The organism is Proteus sp. MB838, from assembly GCF_054767435.1.
Genome location: NZ_BAABMO010000009.1, coordinates 1 through 12,728 on the forward strand (window position 1 = coordinate 1; position 12,728 = coordinate 12,728).

Sequence of the window (12,728 nt, forward strand, 5' to 3'; positions counted from 1 at the left end):
AAAATAGCCGTGTGTCTCTGTTTATTTTGGCAAAACAAAGCTAAAAAGATTTATTAAATCAATGGGTTATTTTGTTTTATAAGTGGGGTTTGTAATGCGTTCTTTGATTTATCAACCATTATAAAAAAACGCCAGTGATAATCTGGCGTTTTTATAATTTATTGAAGTGAATTCAATAATTAGGCATTTTCTTGTTGGCTTGCTTGAATTGCAGTTAATGCAACAGTGTAGACGATATCATCGACTAACGCGCCACGAGAAAGGTCGTTAACAGGTTTACGCATACCTTGTAACATTGGTCCAATGGAAACCAAGTCTGCTGAACGTTGTACTGCTTTATAGGTAGTGTTACCGGTGTTTAGATCAGGGAAGATAAACACAGTTGCTTTACCCGCAACAGGTGAGTTTGGTGCTTTAGATTTAGCAACGTCAGCCATTACAGCCGCATCGTATTGTAAAGGACCATCAATAATCAGATCTGGACGTTTTTCTTGTGCTAAACGAGTTGCTTCTCGCACTTTTTCAACGTCACTGCCAGCACCTGAGTTACCTGTAGAGTAAGAGATCATCGCAACGCGTGGGTCGATACCAAACGCTTTTGCTGAGTCTGCAGATTGAATAGCGATTTCAGCCAGTTGTTCTGCGGTTGGATCTGGGTTAATTGCGCAGTCACCATAAACATAGACTTGTTCTGGTAATAGCATAAAGAACACAGAAGACACTAATGAGCTACCGGGTGCAGTTTTAATTAACTGTAGTGGTGGGCGAATAGTGTTAGCGGTTGTATGAACAGCGCCAGAAACAAGACCATCAACGACGCCTTTTTCTAACATTAAGGTACCGAGAACAACGTTATCTTCTAACTGTTCACGAGCAACAACTTCTGTCATACCTTTGTTTTTACGCAGTTCAACTAAGCGAGGTACATAAATTTCACGTACTTCTTTAGGATTGACGAGTTCAATACCTGTACCTAATTCAACACCTTGTGCTGCAGCAACACGACGAATTTCTTCAGGATCACCTAACAGTACACAGGTTGCGATACCACGTTCAGCACAAATAGACGCGGCTTTAACGGTACGAGGTTCATCACCTTCAGGTAATACGATGCGTTTTTTCGCCTTACGAGCTAATTCCGTTAATTGATAACGGAATGCTGGTGGTGATAAACGATTAGGACGTTCAGAGTTTGCTGTCAGTGAATCAATCCATTGGTTATTGATATGTTGAGCAACATAGTTCTGAATTTTTTCGATACGCTCATGGTCATCTGCTGGCACTTCTAAGCTAAAGCTTTGCAGATTTAATGAAGTCTGCCAAGTGTTTGAATTAACCATAAAGATAGGTAGACCAGTTTCAAATGCACGCTCACACAATTGTTTAATTGGTGCATCGATTTGGTAACCACCTGTGAGTAAGATAGCACCGATTTCAACGCCATTCATTGCAGCAAGACATGCTGAAACTAACACATCTGGGCGATCGGCAGAAGTGACAAGCAATGAACCTGGGCGGAAATGCTCTAACATATGTGGAATACTACGAGCACAGAAAGTCACAGACTTAATACGACGAGTTTCAATATCACCTTTATTGACGATAGTCGCATTTAAGTGTTTTGCCATATCTGTAGCACGAGTAGCGATTAAATCGAAGTTCCATGGAATGCAACCCAATAAAGGAAGTGGGCTATTTTTTTCGATGGTATTTAAATCGATATTAGAGATAATCGCTTTGCTTGAGTCATCAAAAATTTCTGATAAATCAGGGCGAGTACGACCTTGATCATCCACAGGGGCATTTAATTTATTAACAATCACACCTGTGATATTTTGATTTTTTACACCACCAAATTCAGCACGAGCAAATTCAATGCGCTCTTTTAACTGCTCAGCGGTGTTGTTGCCTAATGCAGTAACGAAAACAATTTCAGCACCTAATGTTTTGGCAATCTCATAGTTTAAAGATTGTGCAAAAGGGTGCTTACGCATTGGCACTAAGCCTTCAATCAGTACAACTTCTGCATCAGCAGTATTTTCGTGATATCTAGCAACAATTTCTTCCATCAGAACATCTTTTTTATTGGAGCTGAGTAATGACTCAACGTAATCCATATTTAAAGGTTCTGCGGATTGAATTGTGGAGTGAGAGCGGATAATCGCAGTGGTTTGATCTAATGCGCCTTTAACACGAGGCTGTGCGATAGGTTTGAATACACTAAGGAGAACGCCTTTTTGTTCCATAGAACGGATTACACCCAAGCTGACGCTGGTTAAACCTACACGTGTATCAGTTGGGACTAGCATAATTGTACGGGACACGGAAACCTCTTTAAATATCGGTTGCTCGTTATGTGAAACAGTACTGCCAGCATAACACTGGCAGTACATCAAAAAACTTAAGCTGTCAGGCGGCTAGCATCCTGAGCGATAACTAACTCTTCGTTAGTTGGGATAACAACAGCAAGACGGCTGTTATCGGTAGTGATGGTGCCTGATTTACCGAAACGTGCATCTAAGTTACGCTGATGATCAACTTCAAAACCTAATAGAGCGAGTTTTTTCAGTGATAATTCACGAACCATTGCTGCATTTTCACCGATACCCCCAGTGAAGATAATGGCATCTAAACGACCTTCCATCAGTGCACAATAAGAACCGATATATTTTGCTAAGCGATGGCAGTAAACGTCCATTGCACGTTTAGCATCAGCTTTTGTTTCGTAGTTATCTTCAACATAACGGCAGTCACTAGTAACTTCCGTTAAACCTAATAAACCAGATTCTTTAGTGAGCAGTTTATTAATATCTTCAACGCTCATACCTAAAGTGTCATGTAAATGGAACACGATAGCAGGATCGATATCACCACTACGAGTACCCATGACTAAACCTTCTAATGGTGTTAAACCCATAGAAGTATCAACACATTTACCGTTAACAATAGCAGAAACAGAACCACCATTACCTAAATGGCAAGTGATTACGTTCAGTTCATCAACAGGTTTATTTAACATTTTAGCTGCTTCACGGGAAACAAAGAAATGGCTAGTTCCGTGAGCACCGTAACGGCGGATGCTGTGATCTTTATATAAGCTGTATGGCAGAGCATACAGATAAGCTTCTTCTGGCATTGTTTGGTGGAATGCAGTGTCAAATACTGCCACCATTTTATTAATTAAATGAGGGAAGGCTTTACGCGCTTCTTCAATACCAATAAGGTGAGCTGGGTTATGTAATGGGGCAAATGGAATAGCCGCCTCAATACCTTTGATGACTTCGTCAGTAATGACGACAGATTTAGTAAATTTCTCGCCACCGTGAACAATACGATGACCAATTGCTGCGATTTGTTGTGAAAGTTCTGGTTTTTCAGCCAGAATAGTATTAACAATAAAGTTTAATGCTTCGCTGTGGGCAGCACCAGCGCCTAAAGCCGCTTCATGTTTCTGACCATCCATTTTCCACTTCAGGCGGGCTTCAGGAAGGTTGAAGCACTCAGCCAAGCCTGAAAGGAATTCTTCACCATTTTCTGGGTTAATAATTGCAAACTTAAGAGAAGAACTACCGCAGTTCAGTACCAGCACCAGCTTACTTGACATGGAATTACCTATTTATCTTGTTGTCGTAGTGTCTTTTATATTATAAAGACGATGGTTAATAAAACGTCACTCATAAAAGCCTATCGCATTACTATGATGACATTAATGATACGCATCATGCTTAGGGTAAAAAACTTGATGCTAATTATAGTTGCCAATCATCAATTGGACGATTTTTATTCACCCCAAAATTTTTGCCCGAAAATCGGCGAAAAGGGTTGAAAATCACGCCGGCAAACAAAATATAGCGCTTTATTGCCACAAACCTTTAGAATGAGCACAGGATACAGAGTAAAGGCAACAAAGACAAAATATACTTAATTCTACTAAAAGATTTTTATTCTTTATAGATGTTTTTTAAAAGTTATAGAAAAAATTGATTGAGGTCATTATGAACGAACCGACAGTGACTCCCCCAGGTTTCTTCAAAAAGTTACGCCTAGGGAACGAGTATCTAAAAACCTGGCCGGTTGAGAAGCAATTAGCCCCAGTTTTTCCTGAAAATAGAATGATAAAAGCAACGCGTTTTGGCATACGTTATATGCCTCCTATCGCTATTTTTACATTAACCTGGCAAATTGCATTAGGTGGCGATTTGGGGCCGGCGATCACTACTGCACTTTTTGCCTGTAGCCTGCCAATGCAAGGATTATGGTGGTTAGGAAAACGCGCTGCAACGCCATTACCCGCTGTGTTACTCAATTGGTTTTATGAAATTCGTGAAAAATTTGAGCAAGCGGGTATTGCATTAGCCCCAGTAGAAAAGACGCCAACCTATCTCTCATTAGCGCATTTGCTTAAACGTGCTTTTAAGCAACTTGATCGCTCTTTTCTTGATGATGTGTAGAACATTTGTTCTACCTTCTTCATGGGTTATTTAATGGATTAAAATTACCCCTGTTTAGATCAAAAAACGTGTTGTTAGCACTACTCAAGTGTTTTGATTAATGCCATGCTCTCTCCAATAATTTCTTTGGAGAATTAATGATGGAAATGACACACGCACAACGCTTGATCCTCTCTAATCAATATAAAATGATGACTATGATGGATCCTGATAACGCTGAACGTTATCGTCGCTATCAGACAATTATTGAACGTGGTTATGGATTACAATTACGTGAATTAGACCGCGATTTTGATGAGATGTCAGAAGAGACCTGCCGAACCATTATTAACATCATGGAAATGTACCATGCATTGCAAGTTTCTCGAGAAAATTTAAAATCACCAGAAATGCCGGATGCTCGTCGAGTGGCATTTATGGGCTTTGATGCAGCAACAGAATCTCGTTATCTTAGCTATGTACGCTTTATGGTCAATACTGAAGGGCGATATACGCATTTTGATAGTGGTAGTCATGGTTTTAACTCTCAAACGCCTATGTGGGAGAAATACCAAAGAATGCTGGCTGTTTGGTTAGCCTGTCCACGTCAATATCACCTAAGCAGTGTTGAGATCCAACAAATACTGAATGCGTAATTATTAACGCATCACGATAAGGTAGGCATAAAATATGACAATCACCTGTAAAGGCTTTCTTTTTGATTTAGATGGTACATTAGTGGATTCATTGCCTGTTGTTGAATACTGTTGGGCACTATTTGGTGAGCGAGTAGGGGTATCAGCACAAGAAATTAATAACTATATCCATGGAAAGCCGGCCATTGAGTCGATTCGTCATTTTATGCCTAATGCCACGCAAGCACAGATTGAAGAGACTTTTCGTTGGCTAGAAAAGTTAGAAGCGACACAAACAGAAGGATTAGCCCCTCTTCCGGGGGCTATCGAACTCATTAATCGCTTAAACGACTTAGCGATCCCTTGGGCAATTGTCACCTCAGGCACAGTACCAATTGCCTCTACTCGTCAGTCAGTTACTGGTATTCCTGAGCCTAAACATTGGGTGACGGCAGAATGTATCACTCAAGGGAAACCCAACCCTGAGCCTTACCTTTTAGGGGCAAAAAAATTAGGCTTGGCTCCCGAAGAGTGTGTGGTTTTTGAAGATGCTGCTGCAGGTATTTATGCTGGTTTAGATGCCGGGTGTCAGGTTATTGCCGTACATGCTCCGATTTCCCTTCCTCGTCGTAATGAAATTGATTTAATCATTGATTCATTAAATGATTTACAAATTGACAAAGAAAATCAGCAAGTCGTTATTAAGCATAAATGTTAATCATTTATTTGATCATATAACGAGATTTATATTGGTAAAAATGGTCTACTTATCAATGCAGTGAATTGACGTATTAATCTGTTTTCACTTATTGCTGATCGAGGCCATTTTGAATAGCGAATTATTATGGGTTTTAAGCCTGCTATTGATAGCTATTGTCCTTTTTACGACCAACAAAATCCGCATGGATGTGGTCGCTTTACTTGTCATCGTCGCTTTTGTTCTTAGCGGCACACTCTCATTAAATGAAGCCACGGTAGGATTTAGCGATCCGAACGTATTACTGATTGCGGCCCTTTTTGTTATTGGGGAAGGATTAGTAAGAACAGGTGTGGCATATCAAATGGGAGATTGGCTAGTACGAGTTGCGGGTAGTAGCGAAGTAAAAATGCTGGTGCTATTAATGATCTGTGTTGCAAGTTTAGGGGCTTTTATGAGCTCGACAGGGGTGGTGGCTATTTTTATTCCTGTGGTGCTCAGTGTGGCGGCACGGATGAAAACTTCTCCCAGTCGATTAATGATGCCTCTTGGCTTTGCGGGGTTAATTAGTGGTTTAATGACCCTAGTTGCGACACCGCCTAATATGGTGGTTAATAGTGAATTAGTTAGGGAAGGGCTACCCAGTTTTCAGTTTTTCTCTATTACCCCAATAGGGATCGCTGTATTAGTTGCGGGTGTGTTATATATGCTGGTGGTACGTCGTTGGTTAGGTTCAAGTGAAGGGGGTAAGCAAAAAGAGGTTTATCGTCGTACTTTTCGTGATCTTATCCGTGATTACCAATTAGCAGGGCGTGCACGTCGCTTAGCCATACGTAAAGGTTCACCACTGATTGGTCACTCTCTAGATGAATTACATTTACGCTCTCGCTATGGAGCAAACGTTGTCGGTATTGAACGCTGGAGGCGTTTTCGGCGTGTTATGGTCAGTGCGACGGGAGGCACTGAATTAAGAGAGCGAGATGTCCTATTAGTGGATATGTCAGCAAGTGAGGTAGATTTACGAGAGTTCTGTCGTGAACAAATGTTAGAGCCGATGGTGTTACGTGGAGAGTATTTTTCTGAGCAATCTCGTGATGTGGGATTAGCGGAAGTCTCTATGAACCCTGATTCAGAATTATTAGGAAAATCATTAAGAGAAATCAAATTCCGTACACGTTATGGGCTAAACGTTGTGGCTATTCGCCGTGAAGGGAGTGCTTTACCGGGGAAAATTGTTGATGAGCCATTACGTCTGGGAGATGTGTTACTGGTTATTGGTGATTGGAAATTAATTCGTATACTTTCGACAAAACCGCGTAATTTTATTGTATTAAATTTAGCGGCTGAAATTGATACTGTTGCACCGGCCTCATCGCAAGCACCACATGCACTTTTTTCATTAGCATTAATGGTTGCATTAATGGTGACCAATGAAGTACCTAACTTTATTGCCGCGTTAATTGCTTGCTTATTGATGGGAAAATTTCGCTGTATAGATATGGAAAGTGCTTATCGTTCTATTCATTGGCCAAGTATTATCTTGATTGTCGGGATGATGCCTTTTGCGGCTGCATTGCAAAAAACTGGGGGTATCGAGCTTATCGTTAATGGACTTATGGATGTAGCAGGGAATGCTGGGCCACAGGTTATGTTAGTCTGTTTATTTGTACTTTGTGCCACTATTGGTTTATTTATCTCTAATACGGCAACGGCGGTGTTAATGGCACCGATTGCAATAGCAGCAGCTCATCAAATGAATGTCTCTCCGTTACCTTTTGCAATGGTTATTGGTGTTGCTGCATCGGCGGCGTTTATGACACCTGTATCATCCCCGGTTAATACCCTGATCCTTGAGCCTGGTGGTTATAAATTTGCTGATTTTATTAAAATAGGGGTGCCTTTTACCATCATTGTGATGTTGATTAGCGTTTTCTTAATACCGCTATTATTCCCATTTTAATCGGTTATCTTTTGCAAAAACGCCGTTTAGTTTCATTTATTATAAACGGCGTTTTTGCGACTTACTCACTGATCTCATCTAGGGATAAACTAAAGCCTGGTACAAATACTTTCATAAAATAGTCCATCTCAGGGCTATGTCTTTCTGCTAACGTTTTTTCTAAACGATTTTTGGCCAAATTAAATTCGCTATTACCCGCAGCTAACTCTTCAAGGCATTTTAAATAGGCACATAAACTATCAGCTTGTTTGACAATAAAAGTTTCTTCCTCACTATGTAATTGCTCATCGATAAGAGGGCGAAAATCTTCTTGTAACTCTTCGGGTAACATTTCAATCAATTTTTGCTGAGCATATTTTTCTATTTTTTTATATTCATGAGCAATTTGTGGATTGTGGTATTTAATAGGAGTTGGCATATCACCGGTGATAACCTCATTGGCATCATGATACATTGCTTGTAGTGCAATACGCTCGGCGTTGACATTGCCATCAAATTTACGATTTTTAATCACCGCTAATGCATGGGCAACAAAAGCCACTTGTAAACTATGCTCAGAGACATTTTCTTGGCGAATATTACGCATCAGAGGCCAGCGTGTAATTAGCTTTAAACGAGAAAGGTGGGCAAAAAAGTAACTCATAATATCTCCCAATAGCGTGATTGAAGAGATTATTGTGAGTGGATAGACACTAGATGTAAACGGTGATCAGTAAGAAAATAAAAAAACGCAATATAACCTCAGTGATATTGCGTTTTATCTTTATTAATAATAACTATTGATGGTAGCCGACAATAAAACGACCAAATTTTTGAATCGCCATCTCTAAATCATTCTCACGGGGGAGTGTCACAATACGGAAATGATCAGGGTGGGGCCAGTTAAATGCAGTACCTTGCACTAATAAGACTTTTTCTTGTAATAGTAAATCGAGGATCATTTTTTGGTCATCTTTAATACTATAACGATTTAAGTCTATTTTAGGGAACATATACAACGCTCCCATTGGTTTAACGCAAGAAACCCCTGGAATTTGATTGATAAGCTCCCATGCGCGGTTGCGTTGCTCGTATAAACGGCCTCCGGGTAGAATAAATTCACTGATACTTTGATAGCCACCCAATGCTGTTTGGATCGCGTGTTGCATCGGCACGTTGGCACATAAGCGCATAGATGCCAGCATATTTAAGCCTTCAATATAGCCTTTTGCTTGTTTTTTCGGGCCATTAAGTACCATCCAACCTTGGCGGAATCCTGCAACACGATAGGTTTTCGATAAACCGTTAAAGGTAACAGTTAATAAATCAGGTGCCATTGCGGCGATAGAGTGATGTTGGGCATCATCATAAAGAATTTTGTCATAAATTTCGTCAGCAAAAATAATCAAATTGTGTTGACGGGCAATTTCAACAATTTCCAGCAAAATCTCTTTGCTATATACCGCGCCGGTTGGATTGTTAGGGTTTATAATCACAATACCGCGCGTTCTGGGGGAGATTTTACGACGGATATCATCTAAACCAGGAAACCAACCTTGTTGCTCATCACACATGTAATGAACAGCATTACCCCCAGAAAGAGAAACCGCAGCGGTCCATAATGGGTAATCAGGCGCAGGAACTAGCATTTCATCGCCATCATTTAATAATGCTTGCATAGCTTGTACGATAAGCTCTGAAACACCGTTACCAATATAGATATCTTCAACAGTTACATCACGCATATCACGGGCTTGGTAATGTTGCATGATGGCTTTACGTGCTGAAAAAAGCCCTTTAGAGTCGCTATAGCCTTGAGAGCTAGGTAGGTTACGAATAACATCTACTAAGATTTCATCTGGCGCTTCAAAACCGAAAGGTGCTGGGTTACCAATATTGAGTTTTAATACTTTATTACCTTCTTCTTCCAGACGTTTTGCTTCTTGCAAAACCGGTCCTCGAATGTCATAACAAACATGGTCGAGTTTACTTGATTTTTTTATTTGATTCATAGCACGTTTACCTAATCGGGTATGACTTTATCTACATAGCGACATTTATATTTCTCATACACATCTCGGGAAGATATAAATGAAAAGGCTGTCCCAGCAAATTAACTGTTCTATCACTCTACTCTTACACTACAAACTTTTGAAGATGCTAGATAATTTTTGGTGTAAAAGGTCAGTTTATTCTAAAGAACTTATTTTGATGACTGAAAGTATCACTTAATCTGGTGGTATGTTCTTATTTTGAATAAAAATCAAAAACATTATGCTGGTGAAGAGAGGGTTTTTAGTGCGTTTTTTAACAATAACCAGATGTGAGAGGGACGTTGATAAGATGTTGCATAATCAATTATTGAATAATTTTATCGGATTTGTATTATCTTACTTAATATATTAAATTTTCAAATAATATGGTTAAATCTATTTTTATTCATATCAATCAAATAGTTTTTATATAAATTAAATTGAAATCTTAAATATATTTTATAAGGGTGGATACTTAAAATAGCATACACAGTTAAGGTAATTTAAATTATTTTAAAAATGTTAAAATTTATGTATTCCTAGAGAGCATTGTATGATCTACATCTAACTTGTAATGATGGTATACAGTTCTTTCTTGTAGATCCTTAGAATGATAATAAAATTTAATTTGTTACAAAAAAATGCAGTTGCTTGCGAACTAGGAGGTGTAAACGACAACAAACAAATGTAAAGTATTCAGTATGTCTTTGCTCTCTTTTTCAGAGTAAGGTACTGTCTGAATCGGAAGTCCAATTTAGACTTTTGATAAAAAACACCAGGTATATGTAATTTAAAAATCAAAAATAAGTGAAGAATAAACAATGATTAATGCAAATCGTCCGATAATGAATCTCGACCTCGATCTGCTTAGAACGTTTGTTGCTGTAGCAGATTTGAATACTTTTGCAGCCGCTGCGGCCGCTGTATGTCGAACTCAATCTGCAGTCAGTCAGCAGATGCAACGTTTAGAGCAATTAGTCGGCAGAGAACTCTTTGCCCGTCATGGTCGTAATAAACTGTTAACAGAGCATGGCTTACAATTATTAGGCTATGCACGTCAAATTCTCCGTGCTAATGATGATGCAACTGCTTCATTAACATATAGTGATGCTGAAGGTGAGTTACGTATTGGTGCATCTGATGATTCCGTCGATACACTACTACCATTTTTGTTAAATCGTATCGCATCAGTATATCCACGTTTAGCGGTTGATGTGCGTATTAAGCGTTCTCAATTTATTGAGACTATGCTTGATAACCACGAAATCGACTTAGCATTAACCACTGCACGTATTGGACATCATCCACGCACAGCGTTACGTACAGCGCCTGTTTTGTGGCATTGTGCCCCTGATTTCCAATTACAAATGAATGAGCCTATTCCTTTAGTGGTCATGGACGAAACTAACCCATTCCGTCAGTTGGCAACAAATACACTAGATGACGCAGGTATTCAATGGCGTATTGCGTATGAAGCGACTTCTTTATCTGCGGTTCGTGCTGCTGTAAATGCCGAAGTGGGGATCACAGCTCGTCCATTAGAAATGCAAAATGCTGATTTACGTATATTAGGCGAAAGCGAAGGGTTACCTCGTTTGCCTGAGACTCAGTACTGGTTATATCGTAATTTTGATGAGCAAAACGAAGCTGTATTAACGGTATTCAATGCCATCGAAAATAAGAAAACGCCTTATACTGTCACTTCAGTTGAAGAAGCGCATTCTTTAGATTTAGAGTAAGGCGCAGAGTGATATTGTTATCATGATTATTTGGATAACCCATATTAACGGTTAAAAATAGTCAAACGAAACAATAAAGTGATATATCACAATCAACGGAAACAGGTGCTATAAACGCATTTGTTTCCGTTTTTTTATGCTTTATTTTTAAATAGTCACATTGGTTTAATATTTATAGAGATTAATGTATATCACAGTGTGATCCACCTCTCTTTTCCCGCTCAGTCGCTTTGTTAAAAAATTGTATGCAGGTGTGATGGGTTACACGCTTGTAGAAATTGTTAACAAATAAAAGGTTTGTCTAGGTTTTCAGGGAATAAATAGTCAAATGAAAACGGATATTTGACCTTCTCCACATTATTGGAAAGTTAATTTGTTAAAATTTGGATAAAATTTAAACTGATTATGTATTTTTTCGACTATTTTGTGAGTTTGATCAAAAAAATAAGGCACATTTGCCTATATAGAGTCAGGTTTTTCCTGAGATACTGGTGTAGTAAAATCGAATTATCGGTTAGACTAAGCGTGTTAGCAGAAAATTTGTAGGTTGACTGACACGTTTTAGCATTGGCCAGTAATTGGGTGTTAAAAATGAGTGTTAAATTTGTTAAGAAGCGACGGAAAACTGAGTGAGTTATCACAATGTTTTCCTTAAAAGAAGAAAGGTTTAAATAGATTGTTATCATTTATTTAATTAGCAAGTCTGTTGTTTTACCTTTTTTTTCGTATTAATAAATGTGGTGTAAACCGCCGGATAAGAGTTGGTTAATTGACACCACCTTTGATGAGTAAGCAATGAGTATGTCTACGACCACCGAGGTTATCGCCCACTATTGGGCATTTGCTGTCTTCTTAATAGGCGCATTGGGGTTATGTTCGCTCATGTTGCTGGGTGCCCGCTATTTAGGCGGCCGTGCACAAGCAAGGGCTAAACATGTTCCTTATGAATCTGGCCTTGATTCCGTTGGCAGCGCTCGTCTGCGCATGTCAGCTAAATTCTATTTAGTTGCCATGTTTTTCGTAATTTTCGATGTTGAAGCACTGTTTCTTTATGCTTGGGCCGTTTCCGTACGTGAAGTGGGCTGGTTAGGCTTTATTGAAGCAGCTGTCTTTATCGCAATTTTATTAGCTGGATTATTCTATTTGGTTCGTATTGGTGCATTAAATTGGACACCAGTTCGCTCTCGCCGTGAAACCGCGGGTAAAAGCCATGTCAGATTAACCAGCGGCAAACATCCGCAGCAGTAATAAGCGA

10 protein-coding genes are annotated in these 12,728 nt (G+C 39.3%); 6 read left to right on the forward strand and 4 right to left on the reverse strand.

What is annotated here, in order from left to right:
* Nucleotides 1-179: 179 nt before the first annotated feature.
* Nucleotides 180-2,324, reverse strand: coding sequence for a phosphate acetyltransferase (gene pta, locus ACYUCW_RS05635; protein ID WP_163748473.1), 2,145 nt, complete (start codon nt 2,322-2,324; stop codon nt 180-182).
* A 77-nt stretch (nt 2,325-2,401) separates the two neighbouring features.
* The gene (gene ackA, locus ACYUCW_RS05640; protein WP_004243716.1) at nt 2,402-3,604 is read right to left on the reverse strand and encodes an acetate kinase; all 1,203 of its coding nucleotides are present in this window, start codon (nt 3,602-3,604) and stop codon (nt 2,402-2,404) included.
* A gap of 391 nt (nt 3,605-3,995) precedes the next feature.
* Here ackA and yfbV point away from each other — a divergent pair, with 391 nt between their 5' ends.
* The 4 genes from yfbV to ACYUCW_RS05660 all read left to right on the forward strand — a co-directional run bounded on the left by yfbV (nt 3,996) and on the right by ACYUCW_RS05660 (nt 7,722).
* A complete protein-coding gene (yfbV, locus tag ACYUCW_RS05645; RefSeq protein ID WP_004243712.1) occupies nt 3,996-4,451 on the forward strand; it encodes a terminus macrodomain insulation protein YfbV in 456 nt (151 codons plus the stop codon).
* Nucleotides 4,452-4,591: 140 nt separating this feature from the next.
* Nucleotides 4,592-5,086 (forward strand): YfbU family protein, encoded by a 495-nt coding sequence (locus tag ACYUCW_RS05650; protein ID WP_023843594.1) that lies wholly within the window; start codon nt 4,592-4,594, stop codon nt 5,084-5,086.
* Between the two features lie 34 nt (nt 5,087-5,120).
* The gene (locus ACYUCW_RS05655; RefSeq protein WP_460408263.1) at nt 5,121-5,783 is read left to right on the forward strand and encodes a sugar phosphatase; all 663 of its coding nucleotides are present in this window, start codon (nt 5,121-5,123) and stop codon (nt 5,781-5,783) included.
* A gap of 109 nt (nt 5,784-5,892) precedes the next feature.
* A complete protein-coding gene (locus ACYUCW_RS05660) occupies nt 5,893-7,722 on the forward strand; it encodes an SLC13 family permease (protein ID WP_012368104.1) in 1,830 nt (609 codons plus the stop codon).
* Between the two features lie 61 nt (nt 7,723-7,783).
* On the opposite strand, the gene yfbR is transcribed toward ACYUCW_RS05660, so the two are convergent.
* Nucleotides 7,784-8,365, reverse strand: coding sequence for a 5'-deoxynucleotidase (gene yfbR / locus ACYUCW_RS05665; RefSeq protein WP_163748475.1), 582 nt, complete (start codon nt 8,363-8,365; stop codon nt 7,784-7,786).
* Between the two features lie 133 nt (nt 8,366-8,498).
* Nucleotides 8,499-9,713, reverse strand: coding sequence for a pyridoxal phosphate-dependent aminotransferase (locus ACYUCW_RS05670; RefSeq protein WP_460408264.1), 1,215 nt, complete (start codon nt 9,711-9,713; stop codon nt 8,499-8,501).
* Nucleotides 9,714-10,555: 842 nt separating this feature from the next.
* On the opposite strand from ACYUCW_RS05670, the gene hexA reads away from it, so the two are divergent.
* Nucleotides 10,556-11,473, forward strand: coding sequence for a transcriptional regulator HexA (gene hexA, locus ACYUCW_RS05675; protein WP_460408265.1), 918 nt, complete (start codon nt 10,556-10,558; stop codon nt 11,471-11,473).
* Nucleotides 11,474-12,268: 795 nt separating this feature from the next.
* On the forward strand, nt 12,269-12,721 hold the full coding sequence (locus ACYUCW_RS05680; RefSeq protein ID WP_004243698.1) for an NADH-quinone oxidoreductase subunit A: 453 nt from the start codon (nt 12,269-12,271) through the stop codon (nt 12,719-12,721).
* Nucleotides 12,722-12,728 lie beyond the last annotated feature (7 nt).